Origin of the sequence: Demequina salsinemoris (assembly GCF_000974805.1) — a bacterium.
In the GTDB taxonomy this organism is placed as follows: Bacteria; Actinomycetota; Actinomycetes; order Actinomycetales; family Demequinaceae; genus Demequina; species Demequina salsinemoris.
The window spans coordinates 616,546-630,794 of record NZ_BBQZ01000002.1 but is presented as its reverse complement, the minus strand read 5'-3'; the positions used below and the strand labels follow the sequence as shown (position 1 = coordinate 630,794).

General features: G+C 68.7%; 10 protein-coding genes. 8 read left to right on the top strand and 2 right to left on the bottom strand.

Translation table 11 applies throughout. The features are described 5' to 3' along the window. Positions 1 to 61 precede the first annotated feature (61 nt). On the bottom strand, positions 62 to 475 hold the full coding sequence (locus AOP78_RS06480) for a PaaI family thioesterase (RefSeq protein ID WP_062202384.1): 414 nt from the start codon (positions 473 to 475) through the stop codon (positions 62 to 64). An 18-nt stretch (positions 476 to 493) separates the two neighbouring features. Here AOP78_RS06480 and polA point away from each other — a divergent pair, with 18 nt between their 5' ends. The 7 genes from polA (at position 494) to AOP78_RS06445 (ending at position 10,989) form a co-directional block, all read left to right on the top strand. Then, a complete protein-coding gene (gene polA, locus AOP78_RS06475; RefSeq protein ID WP_269082097.1) occupies positions 494 to 3,148 on the top strand; it encodes a DNA polymerase I in 2,655 nt (884 codons plus the stop codon). Between the two features lie 10 nt (positions 3,149 to 3,158). Then, positions 3,159 to 4,181 carry a 6-phosphofructokinase gene (locus tag AOP78_RS06470; RefSeq protein ID WP_062202382.1) on the top strand — a complete coding sequence of 341 codons (1,023 nt, stop codon included), beginning with the start codon at positions 3,159 to 3,161 and terminating at the stop codon, positions 4,179 to 4,181. Positions 4,182 to 4,350: 169 nt separating this feature from the next. Further along, positions 4,351 to 5,844 carry a 30S ribosomal protein S1 gene (gene rpsA, locus AOP78_RS06465; protein ID WP_062202380.1) on the top strand — a complete coding sequence of 498 codons (1,494 nt, stop codon included), beginning with the start codon at positions 4,351 to 4,353 and terminating at the stop codon, positions 5,842 to 5,844. A 124-nt stretch (positions 5,845 to 5,968) separates the two neighbouring features. Further along, positions 5,969 to 6,571: a dephospho-CoA kinase gene (coaE, locus tag AOP78_RS06460; RefSeq protein WP_062202378.1), complete on the top strand. Its 603-nt coding sequence runs from the start codon at positions 5,969 to 5,971 to the stop codon at positions 6,569 to 6,571. Positions 6,572 to 6,682: 111 nt separating this feature from the next. Continuing rightward, positions 6,683 to 7,810: an acyltransferase family protein gene (locus AOP78_RS06455; protein WP_160297602.1), complete on the top strand. Its 1,128-nt coding sequence runs from the start codon at positions 6,683 to 6,685 to the stop codon at positions 7,808 to 7,810. A 52-nt stretch (positions 7,811 to 7,862) separates the two neighbouring features. Next, positions 7,863 to 9,920, top strand: coding sequence for an excinuclease ABC subunit UvrB (gene uvrB / locus AOP78_RS06450; RefSeq protein ID WP_062202375.1), 2,058 nt, complete (start codon positions 7,863 to 7,865; stop codon positions 9,918 to 9,920). 28 nt (positions 9,921 to 9,948) lie between these two features. Continuing rightward, the gene (locus AOP78_RS06445) at positions 9,949 to 10,989 is read left to right on the top strand and encodes a TerC/Alx family metal homeostasis membrane protein (RefSeq protein WP_083979874.1); all 1,041 of its coding nucleotides are present in this window, start codon (positions 9,949 to 9,951) and stop codon (positions 10,987 to 10,989) included. A gap of 15 nt (positions 10,990 to 11,004) precedes the next feature. Here the strand turns inward: AOP78_RS06445 and AOP78_RS06440 are convergent, their stop codons facing one another. Continuing rightward, complete coding sequence (locus AOP78_RS06440; RefSeq protein ID WP_062202374.1) at positions 11,005 to 11,304, bottom strand: YciI family protein; 300 nt, start codon at positions 11,302 to 11,304, stop codon at positions 11,005 to 11,007. A gap of 96 nt (positions 11,305 to 11,400) precedes the next feature. Between AOP78_RS06440 and uvrA the strand changes: the two genes are divergently transcribed. Next, on the top strand, positions 11,401 to 14,241 hold the full coding sequence (uvrA, locus tag AOP78_RS06435; protein WP_062202373.1) for an excinuclease ABC subunit UvrA: 2,841 nt from the start codon (positions 11,401 to 11,403) through the stop codon (positions 14,239 to 14,241). Positions 14,242 to 14,249 lie beyond the last annotated feature (8 nt).

Here is a 14,249-nt window from a genome sequence, read left to right as displayed (position 1 = left end):
TGTTTCGTTTGTGTGGCGCGACGATAACGGCGTGGCGTCAGCCGGAATCCTGCACCGGGGGTCAAGAATCCTGCGGATGCGCCAGAAGCATGCAGGTAAGCCGCGCCGAGGCGACCTTTCGACCCTTGTCGTCGACCACGTCGATGCTGTAGGAGCACACCCGGCCGCCCAGGTGCAGCGCCGTCGCCGTCGCGGTCACCAGCCCTTCGCGCACCGCGCGATGGTGCGTGATCGACAGGTCCACTCCGACCGCGGTGCGGTTCGGCCCGGCGTGCACGTAGGCGGCGTACGAGCCGAGCGTCTCGGCGAGCGCGGCGGTCGCCCCGCCGTGCAGGAGGCGGAGGGGCTGGGTGTTGCCGTGCACGGGCATGGTCCCGACGGCGCGTTCGGCCGAGACCTCGAGGAGTGAGATCCCGAGGCGCTCCATCAGGGAGCCGGGCACGACCGCGGTGAGATCGTCGTCGATGTCAGTCATGGCGATAGGTTGTCATGTGTGAGCACCACTCCCCAAGGAACTCTTCTGCTCGTGGACGGACTGTCGATGGCATTCCGGGCGTTCTTCGGCCTTCCGGTCGAGAACTTCTCCACGTCGACGGGCACTCCCACCAACGCTGTCTACGGCTTCACGACGATGCTGGCGACGCTCATGAAGGATCGCGAGCCGACGCACATGGCGGTCGCCTTCGACCTTCCTGGCGGAACCTTCCGCACCGAGCGTCTGCCCTCGTACAAGGGCACGCGCGACGCGACGCCGCCCGAGTTCGAGCCGCAGGTGCCGCTGATCCGCGAGATGCTCGCGGCGCTCGGCGTGGCGGCCGTCGACAAGGAGCGCTACGAGGCGGACGACCTCCTCGCGACCTACGCTCGCCTGGGCCGCGAGGCCGGCATGAGGGTCCTCGTCGTGTCGGGTGACCGCGACACGATCCAGCTCGTGAACGAGGACGTCACGCTGCTGTATCCGCGCAAGGGCGTGTCCGACCTGATCGAGTTCACGCCCGACGCGGTGCGCGAGAAGTACGGCGTCGATCCGGGCCGCTACCCGGACCTCGCGGCGCTCGTCGGCGAGACCTCCGACAACCTCCCGGGCGTCCCGGGCGTCGGTCCCAAGACCGCCGCCAAGTGGATCGGCGTGTACGGCGGCCTCGAGGGGATCCTCGAGCAGGCCGAGGACGTCCCCGGCAAGGCGGGGCAGAGTCTTCGCGACCATCAGGACCAGGTCCGGCTCAACCGCGAGCTCAACCACCTGCTGACGGACCTCGAGGTGCCGTTGGCCGTCGAGGACCTCCTCTACGGCGGAGCCGACGCGCAGGCCATCCACGAGATGTGCGACGCGCTGCAGTTCCGCACGCTGCGCGATCGGCTGATGCCGTTCGTCCAGGACGATGCGGTGCTCGCCGCGTCGGAGGAGGACGACCTGGAGGTCGTGGTCGAGGGTGCGCTCGATGCCGTGGTCGGGTTGAGCGGCGAGGTCGCGCTCCACGTCGACGGCAGGGGAGGCGCCGATGCCGACGCCTGGGCGGTCGGCGTGTTCCAGGGCGGCACGGCCTGGGGGATCGACCTCGCGGGACTGTCGGCCGCGGAGGAGGAGCGGCTCGCGGCATGGCTGGACGATGCGTCGGTCACCAAGGTGCTCCACGGCGCCAAGGACGCGTGGCACGCGCTCGCCTCACGGCGCATGACGGTGTCCGGCCTCGTCGGCGACACCCAGATCGCCGCGTTCCTGGTGAACCCCGACCAGCGCGGCTTCGATCTGGACTCCGTCCTCCAGCGCTACCTGGGCGTCGCATCGTCCGCGTCCGCACAGAACGACGAGCTGGACCTGGGGCTGGGAACCTCGGCCGGGCGAGCCGCGGGGGAGCGGGCCGCGCACGTGGCCGCCCTGGCGGCCGTGCTGGACCAGGAGGTCGAGGACCGGGGGATGACGACCCTCTACCGTGAGCTGGAGATCCCGCTGATCGCGGTTCTCGCACGGATGGAGGATGCGGGCATCGCCGTCGACTCCGATCACCTTGCCGGGCTCTCGGACGAGGCCCTCGGGCGCGCGGCGCTCGCCGCGCAGGACGCCTACGACGCGATCGGCGGCGACCAGGTGAACCTCGGCAGCCCCAAGCAGCTCCAGGAGGTGCTCTTCGAACGGCTCGGCATGCCGAAGACCCGCAAGATCAAGACGGGCTACTCGACGGACGCGGGCTCGCTGCAGGAGCTGCACGCCAAGCGGCCGCACCCGTTCCTCGAGGCCCTGCTCGCGCACCGGGACGCCACGAAGCTCGCGCAGATCATCAAGGGGCTCGCGACCGAGGTGCGTGCCGATGGCCGCATCCACACGACGTTCTCGCAGACGGTCGCGGCGACGGGACGCCTCAGCTCGCGCGATCCCAACCTGCAGAACATCCCGATCCGCACCGACGAGGGCCACCGCATCCGCGAGGCATTCGTCGTCGGAGAGGGCTTCGAGACCCTCGTGACGGCCGACTACAGCCAGATCGAGATGCGGATCATGGCGCACCTGTCGGGAGACGAGGAGCTCATCTCCGCGTTCAAGGCGGGGGAGGACCTGCACCGCTTCGTGGGGGCGCGCGTGTTCGGTGTCGAGCCGGCGGACGTGACCCCGCAGATGCGCTCGCACGTCAAGGCGATGTCGTACGGGCTCGCCTACGGTCTGTCGAGCTTCGGGCTCTCCAAGCAGCTCGGCCTCGACGTGAGCCAGGCGCAGGCGCTCATGGACGACTACTTCGCGCGCTTCGGTGCCGTGCGTGAGTACCTGCACGGCGTCGTGGTGCAGGCGCGCGCGGACGGCTACACGGAGACGATCTTCGGCCGGAGGCGCTACATCCCGGACCTGAACTCCACCAATCGGACCAGGCGGGACATCGCGGAGCGAGCCGCGCTCAACGCTCCCATCCAGGGCTCCGCGGCGGACCTGATCAAACGTGCCATGCTTGGAGTGGACCGGCGTCTGCGGGACGAACGTCTGTCATCGAGGCAGGTACTTCAAGTGCATGATGAACTCGTGGTCGAGACGGCCCCCGGAGAGCGGGAAGCAGTCGAATCGATCCTTCGGGAGGAGATGGGTGGCGCGGCTGACCTCGCCGTGCCGCTCGACGTGAACGTCGGAGCGGGCGCCAGCTGGCGCGCCGCAGGACACTAGGGATGGTGGCATGCGCATCGGAATCCTCACGGGCGGCGGAGACTGCCCGGGGCTCAACGCGGCGATCAGGGCGGTGGTGAAGCGCGGGACCGCGCAGCACGGCTGCTCGATCGTCGGCTTCATGAACGGCTGGCAGGGCGTGATCGACGGTGACGCGAAGCCGCTCACGCGCGACGACGTGTCCGGGAAGCTCGTTGAGGGCGGCACGATGCTGGGCACGGCCCGCTGCCACCCGCACAAGGTCAAGGGCGGCCTCGAGGCGGTGCAGGACACCGTCACCAACGAGCGGCTCGACGGTCTGATCTGCATCGGCGGCGACGGGACGCTCAAGGCGGCGGGGAAGGTCTCCGATGCGATCGGCATCCCGGTGATCGGCATCCCGAAGACCATTGACAACGACGTGGTCGGCACCGACGCGGCGATCGGCTTCGACACCGCCGTGACCGTGGCGACCGAGGCGATCGACCGGCTCCACTCCACGGCGGAGTCCCACAACCGCGTCATGGTCGTGGAGCTCATGGGCCGGCACAGCGGCTGGATCGCCGTGACCGCGGGCATCGCGGGCGGAGCCGACATCATCCTCGCGCCGGAGGAGCCCTTCAACATCGACCAGATCGCGAAGCGGATCAAGCACCGCCACCGCTACAAGAACTTCTCGATCGTCGCGGTCGCCGAGGGCGCGATCCCCGCGGAGGACACGTCGTGGGACGGCCACGCGACGATCGACGAGAAGGGGAACCCGATCGCTGGCTCGATCGGCCACGAGGTCACGAAGGCGATCGAGGCGCGCACGGGATTCCCCACGCGCCTCACGGTCCTGGGCTACGTCCAGCGCGGTGGGATCCCCACCGCCGCGGATCGACTCCTCGGCACGCGGTTCGGCATCGCGGCGATCGACGGGATCGTCGCGGGGCAGAGCCACAAGTTCACGGCACTTCAGGGCGAGCACGTCGTGCTCGAGGACTTCGCGGTGATGTCGGGCAAGACCAAGTGGGTTCCCGAGAACCTGCTCGAGGCCGCGCGGGAGCTGTAGCCGATGCTGGGTCACCGTCCGGTAACGTGACCGGACGGTGACCCAGGCGCCTTTGTGCTACCGGGGGGTCAGGCGGTAGCATGGTCAGCGGTCTTCGGCGTGCCTGCGTGCGCGCGTGACGGCCTGTCCATATTCATACGAATTCCCTGTCCACCGGAGCTACTCCTTAATGTCCGTTTCCTCCCCCGAGTCCACCCCGATCGCTGTCAACGACATCGGCACCGCTGAGGACTTCCTCGCTGCCATCGACGCGACCATCAAGAACTTCGACGACGGCGACCTCGTCGAGGGCACCATCGTCAAGGTCGACCGTGACGAGGTCCTCCTCGACATCGGTTACAAGACCGAAGGCGTCATCCCCGCCCGCGAGCTCTCCATCCGTCACGACGCCGACCCCGACGATGTCGTCAACGTCGGCGACACCATCGAGGCGCTCGTCCTCACCAAGGAGGACAAGGAAGGCCGTCTGATCCTGTCCAAGAAGCGCGCGCAGTACGAGCGCGCCTGGGGCTCGATCGAGAAGGTCAAGGAGGAAGACGGCGTCGTCACCGGTACCGTCATCGAGGTCGTCAAGGGCGGCCTGATCGTGGACATCGGTCTGCGCGGCTTCCTGCCCGCCTCGCTCGTCGAGATGCGTCGCGTCCGCGACCTCGGCCCGTACATCGGTCAGCAGATCGAGGCGAAGATCATCGAGCTCGACAAGAACCGCAACAACGTGGTCCTGTCGCGTCGCGCCTTCCTCGAGCAGACGCAGTCGGAGGTCCGCTCGTCGTTCCTCACCGCGCTCAAGCCGGGTCAGGTCCGCAAGGGCGTTGTGTCGTCGATCGTCAACTTCGGTGCGTTCGTCGACCTCGGCGGCGTGGACGGCCTCGTGCACGTCTCCGAGCTGTCGTGGAAGCACATCGACCACCCGAACGAGGTCGTCTCGGTGGGCCAGGAGGTCGAGGTCGAGGTTCTCGACATCGACATGGACCGCGAGCGCGTCTCGCTGTCGCTCAAGGCGACCCAGGAGGACCCGTGGGCGGTCTACGCCCGCACCCACGCGATCGGCCAGATCGTCCCGGGCAAGGTCACCAAGCTCGTCCCGTTCGGTGCGTTCGTGCGCGTCTACGAGGGCATCGAGGGCCTGGTTCACATCTCCGAGCTCGCCGTCCGCCACGTCGAGCTGCCCGAGCAGGTCGTCCAGGCTGACGAGGAGGTCTTCGTCAAGATCATCGACATCGACCTCGAGCGTCGCCGCATCTCGCTGTCCATCAAGCAGGCGAACGAGGGTGTCGACCCGCAGGGCGAGGACTTCGACCCCGCGCTCTACGGCATGACGGCCGAGTACGACGAGGCTGGCAACTACAAGTACCCCGAGGGCTTCGACCCGGAGACCCAGGAGTGGCGCGAGGGCTACGAGGAGCAGCGCGAGGCGTGGGAGGCGGAGTACGCCGAGGCCCACGAGCGCTGGGAGGCCCACAAGGCGTTCGTCGCCAAGCAGGACGAGCAGGCCGCCGAGGCCGAGTCCGAGGCTCCCGCCGCCGCGCCGCGCAAGCGTGCCGGTGGCGCCAAGGGCGCCCCGACCTCGTACAGCTCGCAGGACGAGGACCTCGCGGACGCCGGCACGCTGGCCTCCGACGAGCGTCTCGCCGCTCTGCGCGAGAAGCTGACGGGCAACTAAGCACTGCACCACGAAGGGCCGCGATCCGCGAGGATCGCGGCCCTTCGTGCGTTCCGGGCCGACTCGGTGTGGCGAGCGTCTCTTCGTGTTGCGGACGCATGCCTCCTGGTGGTTGACTCCCGGGATGCTGCGAATCGGCCTCACGGGTGGCATCGGTGCAGGAAAGTCGACGGCCGCCGCCCGCTTCAGGGAGCTCGGCGCGAGACTGGTCGATCATGACGAGCTCGCCCGTCGCGCCGTCGAGCCGGGCTCCGCAGCCCTTGTCGACATCGTGCGGGAGTTCGGCGACCGGGTGCTGGTGCACGGACGTCTCGACCGGAAGGCACTCGCCGCGATCGTGTTCAACGACCCGGTCGCGCTGGCGCGGCTCAACGGCATCGTCCACCCGACGGTGTTCGCGATGAGCCAGGCCGAGGACCGGAAGGCGCGCGCGGACGGGGTGCCGGTGATCGTGCACGATATCCCCCTGCTGTACGAGACGGGCTACGGCGACGGATTCGACATGGTCGTCGCCATCCGGGCGGATCACGCTGTCCGCATCAAGCGCCTGATGGACGTGCGCGGTATGCCGCACGCGGAGGCCACAGCGCGCATGGCCGCGCAGGCCTCGGACGCTCAGCGCGCGTCGATCGCCGACGTCGTGCTCGATGGCAACGGCTCCCCGGAGCACCTGCGCGCGCAGGTCGACGAGCTCTGGAGCCGGGTGGTGCCCGGGAAGGGGTCGTAGGGGCGCTCCTCATCGCGTCGGTCCCCGAGGCCTGTCGAGCGGGCGGTGACTTGCTACGCTTGCCACGATTGTGGCGATTCGTCTGAATCGCGGGGGCGTCGTGGGGGCGAGTTGGCGAATCCTGGGAACGGGTCCGGTCGGCATGAGTACGTGCTGCTCGACGGGCTGCGTGGCGTGGCCGCGATCGCGGTCGCCGTGGTCCACATGGAGAAGGTCTTCGCCGGCTACACCCCGGTCAACGCTCACCTCGCGGTGGACTTCTTCCTGCAGCTCAGCGGCTTCATCGTCGCGCATGCGTATGCGCAGCGGATCGCGCAGGGGATGTCGCTCCGCGCGTTCGTCTGGCGGCGCCTCAGCAGGCTCTACCCGGCCTTCGCCCTCGGCATGCTCCTGGCGATCGGAGTGGCGGCGTCGACGCTGATCCTGGGCGTCGGCGGGCTGAGCGTCCAGTGGACCCCGCGCACGCTGCTGTGCACGGGGTCGACGAACCTGCTCATGCTTCCGCAGCCCGGGTGCGTCGACGACTCGCTGCTGTTCCCGTTGAACATCCCGATGTGGACCGTCTTCTACGAGGTGCTCATCAACCTCCTCTTCTTCGCGTTGGTCGGCTCGGCGCTGATGCTGCGCAGGACGCTGTGGGGCGCCGGGGCCATGCTCGTGCTGCTCCTCGTCGTGACGCACGGAGCGACGCTCGACGTCGGGTGGCGGTGGGAGACCGCTGGCGCCGGCGTCGTCCGGCTGCTCTTCTCGTTCCTCGTCGGCCTCGCGATCTACAACCTGCGCCTGAGGCGCCGAGGGGTGTCGGCGCTCGTCGCGTCGGCGGTGCCGATCGTGCTGGCGGCCGTGCTCCTGAATCCCGTCGAGTCGTACTGGCTCGAGGTCGTCGCGGTGGTCGTGGTGTTCCCTGCCCTCGTCGCGGTCGGGGCGCTCTACGAGCCTCCCGAGGGACGGCTCGGGTGGGGCCTGGCACAGCTCGGGGCGGCAAGCTACGTGATCTATGTGCTTCACAAGCCTGCCTATCAGCTCGCCTACGGTGTGCTCGACGTGGTCATGCCAGGCGCCGTGGAAGCGGCGGGCGCGTGGCTCGGCGTCGCGATGCTCGCGGGCATCGTCGTCGTCGCGTGGGCGCTCGCTCGCTGGTACGAGCCGCCGATGCGGCGCCTCATGGACTCGGCGCTGAAGCCGCCCCTGCGCAGGGGCGCCGATCAGGTCGCGGCGCTCGCGCGCGGCCGCGGCTAGGAGAGCGGGAGGCGCGGCGGTCGTTGTCGGACCCCCGGCGTACGGTAGAGCCATGACCCCGGACCTGCGCAGAGCCGACCACCCGTTCCAGGTCGTCTCGGAGTACCAGCCGTCGGGCGACCAGCCCAAGGCGATCGACGACCTGGCGCGTCGCATCACGGCAGGGGAGGAGCACGTCGTCCTCCTGGGCGCGACAGGCACCGGCAAGTCGGCGACCACCGCGTGGCTCGTGGAGCGGCTCCAGCGGCCCACTCTCGTGATGGCGCACAACAAGACGCTCGCGGCGCAGCTCGCCAACGAGTTCCGCGACCTGCTGCCTCACAACGCGGTCGAGTACTTCGTCAGCTACTACGACTACTACCAGCCCGAGGCGTACGTGCCTCAGACGGACACCTTCATCGAGAAGGACTCGTCCATCAACGAGGAGGTCGAGCGGCTGCGGTACTCGGCCACCAACTCGCTGCTCACGCGACGCGACGTCGTCGTGGTGTCCTCGGTGTCCTGCATCTACGGTCTCGGCACCCCGGAGGAGTACATCCAGGGCATGGTGACGCTCGCGGTCGGCGACACCGTGGACCGCGACTCGCTGCTACGCGAGTTCGTGCAGATGCAGTACGCGCGCAACGACCTCGCGTTCACCCGCGGCACGTTCAGGGTGCGGGGCGACACCGTCGAGATCATCCCGGTGTACGAGGAGCTCGCGATCCGCATCGAGATGTTCGGCGACGAGGTGGAGGCGCTGTATACGCTCCACCCGCTCACGGGCGACGTGGTCGAGCGCCGCGAGCAGGTGCATCTGTTCCCCGCGTCGCACTACGTCGCGAGCGAGGAGCGGATGAACAGGGCGATCCGCACGATCGAGCTCGAGCTCGAGGATCGCCTCCAGGAGCTTGAGCGGCAGAACAAGCTGCTCGAGGCGCAGCGGCTCAAGATGAGGACCACGTTCGACCTGGAGATGATGCGCTCCGTCGGGACGTGCTCGGGCATCGAGAACTACTCCCGGCATATCGAGCAGCGCGAGGCGGGCACTCCTCCGCATACGCTCCTCGACTACTTCCCGGACGACTTCCTCCTGGTCATCGACGAATCGCATGTGACGGTCCCGCAGATCGGAGCGATGTACGAGGGCGACGCCTCGAGGAAGCGCACGCTCGTGGACCACGGCTTCCGACTCCCCTCGGCGCTCGACAACCGCCCGCTGAAGTTCGGCGAGTTCCAGGAGCGGATCGGTCAGACGGTCTACCTGTCGGCCACTCCTGCCAAGTACGAGCTCGACCGCGCGGACGGCGTGGTGGAGCAGATCATCCGCCCGACGGGGCTCGTCGACCCCAAGATCGTCGTCAAGCCCACCGAGGGGCAGATCGACGACCTCCTCGAGGAGATCCGCCAGCGTGTCGAGCGCGATGAGCGCGTGCTCGTCACGACCCTCACCAAGAAGATGGCGGAGGATCTCACGGAGTACCTCTCGGATCGCGAGGTGCGCGTGGAGTACCTGCACTCCGACGTGGACACGCTGCGCCGCGTCGAGCTCCTGCGCGAGCTCCGCAGGGGACGCTTCGACGTGCTCGTCGGCATCAACCTCCTGCGCGAGGGCCTGGACCTGCCCGAGGTGTCCCTCGTGTCCATCCTCGACGCGGACAAGGAGGGGTTCCTGCGTTCGGGCACCTCGCTGATCCAGACCATCGGCCGCGCGGCGCGCAACGTGTCCGGCGAGGTGCACATGTACGCGGACACGATCACCGACTCGATGGCGACCGCGATCGAGGAGACGAATCGTCGTCGAGAGATCCAGGTGGCCTACAACGCGGAGCACGGGATCGACCCGACCCCGCTGCGCAAGCGCATCGGCGACATCACCGAGATGCTCGCGCGAGAGGAGGCGGACACCGCGCAGACGCTCGAGCAGGCGCGCGCGAAGGCTCCGACGCCCTCGACCGTCGATCCGCAGCGCAGCGAGCGCCCCGCCGACGAGCTCGCGCAGCTGATCGAGGACCTCTCGGATCAGATGAGGGAGGCCGCCTCGGAGCTGCAGTTCGAGCTCGCCGCGCGGCTGCGTGACGAGATCGCCGAGCTCAAGAAGGAGCTCAGAGGGATGCTCGCGGCGGGCTGACCACAAGCCCCGCCTCTAGGATGAGCGGGTGGAATCACCGCTCGTCTGGACCCTCACGCTCGTCGGACTCACGGTCCTGTTCGTGTTCGACTTCGTCGTCGTGGTCGGCAAGCCGCACGTCCCGACGTTCAAGGAGTCCACGCGCTGGTACCTGTTCTACGTGGCGCTCGCCCTCGCCTTCGGTGCGGGCCTGTGGTGGCTCGCAAGCCCCGACAAGGGCACGGAGTTCCTCGCCGGCTACGTGACGGAGGCCTCGCTGTCGGTCGACAACCTCTTCGTCTTCCTCGTGATCCTCACGCGCTTCGCGGTGCCGCCGCGGCTGCGCGAGCGGGCGCTGCTCATCGGCATCGCGCTCGCGCTGGTGTTCCGTGCCGTGTTCATCTTCGCGGGCGCAGCCGCGCTGGCGGCGTTCCACTGGGTGTTCTTCCTGTTCGGCGCGTTCCTGCTGTACACCGCCTTCGTGATCGCGAAGGAGGGCGGAGCCGAGGAGGGCGAGGCGGAGTACAAGGAGAACGCGTTCATCCGCGCGGTCCGACGCGCGATGCCCGTGACGGACGGCTACCGAGGCAACCACGTCATCGTCCACGAGCACGGGGCGCGCATGATGACGCCCCTCCTGCTCGTGATCGTCGCGCTCGGGTCCACCGACGTGATGTTCGCGCTCGACTCGATACCCGCGATCTTCGGCCTCACCCAGGACCCCTACATCGTGTTCACCGCGAACGCGTTCGCGCTGCTGGGCCTGCGGCAGCTGTTCTTCATCGTCGAGGGACTGCTCACCCGGCTGATCTACCTGTCGTACGGGCTCGCGACCGTGCTGGGCTTCATCGGCGTCAAGATGATCCTCGAGGCGCTGCACGGCAACACCTTGCCGTTCATCAACGACGGCATGCCGATGGAGCAGGTGCCTGTGCCGTCCACCGCGTTCTCGCTCGCGTTCATCGTGGTCGTGCTGGGCATCGCGGCGGGGGCATCGATGATCGTGTCCGGGCGCAGCGGCAAGCACCTGCACGATCCGCTCGAGGACGTCGAGCCCGAACCCCGAACAGGCGAGAACGAGCAGGTCTAGCGGATCGCCGCTCTGTCAGGCGGGGAAGTCGCGACCCGGCCAGGCGCCGAAGGCCGGCCACTCCCGGATGGCGTGCGCGGGCACCAGCCCCGCGAGCACGTACGGATCGTGCGCGACGATGTCCTCCGCCTCCGCGAGCGAGTCGACGTCGAGCACGATCAGGGCGCCGGGCTCGAGCGAGTCCCCGTAGCGGCCGATGACCGGGACCTTGCCCGCATCGGCCAGCGAGCGGAAGTGAGCGAGGTGCTCGGGGCGGCGGGCCGCGCGCTCGTCGGCGCGCTCGTCGTACGTGTAGTGCACTGCGTAGAGGCTCATGCCCCCATCCTGTACCACGCGCGGGCCTGCGGAGCCTCGACGCGACACGCCGAGCATCGAACAGGTGTTCGAACATGGTGCGCGTAGCATTGCCGTGTGAACGACCGGATCCTGGTGCGCGGAGCGCGCGAGCACAACCTCAAAGGCGTCGATCTGGACCTTCCCCGGGACTCGCTCATCGTGTTCTCGGGGCTGTCCGGCAGCGGCAAGTCCTCCCTGGCCTTCGACACGATCTTCGCGGAGGGGCAGCGCCGATACGTCGAGTCGCTGAGCGCGTACGCACGGCAGTTCCTGGGACAGATGGACAAGCCCGACGTCGACTTCATCGAGGGCCTGTCTCCCGCGGTGTCGATCGATCAGAAGTCGACCAACCGCAACCCGCGCTCGACGGTCGGCACCATCACCGAGGTGTACGACTACCTCCGCCTGCTCTACGCGCGCGTCGGCACTCCGCATTGCCCGGTCTGCCACGAGGAGATCCGCTCGCAGACGCCCCAGCAGATCGTCGACTCGGTGCTCGCGCTGCCCGAGGGCACGCGCTACCAGGTCCTCGCACCCGTGGTGCGCGGCCGCAAGGGCGAGTACCAGGACCTCTTCGAGGAGCTGCAGCAGCAGGGCTTCGCCCGCGCGCGCGTCGACGGCGAGACCGTCCAGCTGACGGACCCCCCGCAGCTCGAGAAGAAGCTCAAGCACGACATCGAGGTGGTCGTGGACCGCCTCGTCGCGCGCGACGGCGTCCGCCAGCGTCTCGCGGACTCGGTCGAGACCGCGCTGCGCATCGCGGACGGCCTCGTCGTGATCGATCCCGTCGACGGGGAGCTTCCGCAGCGTCGCTACAGCGAGAAGCGCGCGTGTCCGAACGACCACGTGCTCACGCTCGAGGAGATGGAGCCGCGCACCTTCTCCTTCAACGCCCCGTACGGCGCGTGCCCCGAGTGCACGGGCATCGGGGTGCGGCTCGAGGTCGACCCGGAGCTCGTGATCCCCGACCCGCAGCGGTCTCTCAACGAGGGCGCGGTCGCGCCGTGGGCGCAGACCTCCTCGGAGTACTTCGGGAGGACGGTCGCGGCCCTCGCCGACGAGCTCGACTTCTCGCTCGACGAGCCGTGGGAGGACCTGCCGAAGGCGGCGCGGAACGCGATCCTGAACGGCAAGGACTACAAGGTTCATGTGAAGTTCAAGAACCGCTTCGGGCGCGAGCGCCAGTACACGACGGGCTTCGAGGGCGTCATCACCTGGCTCGAGCGCCTGCACGAGCAGACCGAGTCGGACTTCTCTCGCGAGAAGTACGAGGCGTACATGCGCGAGGTCGACTGCCCGGTCTGCAAGGGGACGCGCCTCAAGCCCGAGGTGCTCGCGGTGACGATCGGCGACAAGTCGATCGCGGAGGTGTGCAACCTCTCGATCGCCGACGCGCGCGACTTCCTCGCGACCGCCGAGCTCGACGAGCGCGGCCGCTCCATCGCGGTCCAGGTGCTCAAAGAGATCGACGCCCGGCTCGGCTTCCTCCTGGACGTGGGCCTCGACTACCTGACGATGTCGCGCGCGGCGGGGACGCTCTCGGGAGGCGAGGCGCAGCGCATCCGCCTCGCGACGCAGATCGGCTCCGGGCTGGTCGGCGTCCTCTACGTCCTCGACGAGCCGAGCATCGGGCTTCACCAGCGCGACAACCGCCGCCTCATCGACACCCTCACGCGCCTGCGCGACCTGGGCAACACGCTCATCGTCGTCGAGCATGACGAGGACACGATCCGCACCGCCGACTGGGTGGTCGACGTCGGTCCCGGCGCGGGCGAGCACGGCGGCGAGGTGGTCCACTCGGGTTCGTACGAGGATCTGCTCACGAACGAGCGGTCGGTCACGGGTGCGTACGTCTCGGGCCGCCGCTCGATCGAGGCGCCGACGGAGCGACGCGAGCTGACCAAGGGGCGCGACCTCGTCGTCGTCGGCGCGCGCGAGAACAACCTGCGCGACATCGACGTCACGTTCCCGCTCGGCGTCCTGACCGCGGTCACCGGGGTCTCGGGCTCTGGCAAGTCGACGCTCGTGAACTCGATCCTCTACACGAGCCTCGCGAACACGCTCAATCACGCGCGCCAGGTCGCGGGCCGCCATACCCGGATCACCGGCACCGAGCACCTGGACAAGATCGTCCACGTGGACCAGGGGCCGATCGGGCGCACCCCGCGCTCCAACCCGGCGACGTACACCGGCGTGTGGGACAAGGTCCGCAAGCTCTTCGCCGATACGACCGAGGCCAAGGTGCGCGGCTACGGTCCCGGTCGCTTCTCGTTCAACGTCAAGGGCGGACGATGCGAGTCGTGCTCGGGCGACGGGACGCTCAAGATCGAGATGAACTTCCTTCCCGACGTCTACGTGCCGTGCGAGGTCTGCAAGGGCGCCCGCTACAACCGCGAGACGCTCGAGGTCCATTTCAAGGGCAAGACCGTCGCCGACGTGCTCGACATGCCGATCGAGGAGGCCGCCGAGTTCTTCGAGGCGATCCCCTCGATCTCAAGACATCTGCGCACCCTGGTGGACGTGGGGCTCGGCTATGTGCGCCTCGGCCAGCCCGCGCCGACCCTGTCGGGAGGCGAGGCGCAGCGCGTGAAGCTCGCGTCCGAGCTCCAGCGGCGCTCCACGGGTCGCACGGTGTACGTGCTCGACGAGCCCACGACGGGGCTGCACTTCGAGGACGTCCGCAAGCTGCTGCTCGTGCTCCAGGGACTCGTGGACAAGGGCAACACGGTCATCGTGATCGAGCACAACCTCGACGTCATCAAGTCCGCGGACTGGGTGATCGACATGGGACCCGAGGGAGGGTCGGGCGGCGGGATCGTCGTCGCGGAGGGCACCCCGGAGGCCGTCGCGAGCGTCGAGGCGAGCCACACGGGACGGTTCCTCGCGGAGATCCTCGGCGTCGGCGCGCCCGCGTAGGCTGGCGC

Coding starts and splice junctions, on each gene's coding strand:
- AOP78_RS06480 (WP_062202384.1), bottom strand. CDS start 475: ATGACTGACATCGACGACGATCTCACCGCGGTCGTGCCCGGCTCCCTG.
- AOP78_RS06470 (WP_062202382.1), top strand. CDS start 3,159: ATGCGCATCGGAATCCTCACGGGCGGCGGAGACTGCCCGGGGCTCAAC.
- rpsA (WP_062202380.1), top strand. CDS start 4,351: ATGTCCGTTTCCTCCCCCGAGTCCACCCCGATCGCTGTCAACGACATC.
- coaE (WP_062202378.1), top strand. CDS start 5,969: ATGCTGCGAATCGGCCTCACGGGTGGCATCGGTGCAGGAAAGTCGACG.
- uvrB (WP_062202375.1), top strand. CDS start 7,863: ATGACCCCGGACCTGCGCAGAGCCGACCACCCGTTCCAGGTCGTCTCG.
- AOP78_RS06440 (WP_062202374.1), bottom strand. CDS start 11,304: ATGAGCCTCTACGCAGTGCACTACACGTACGACGAGCGCGCCGACGAG.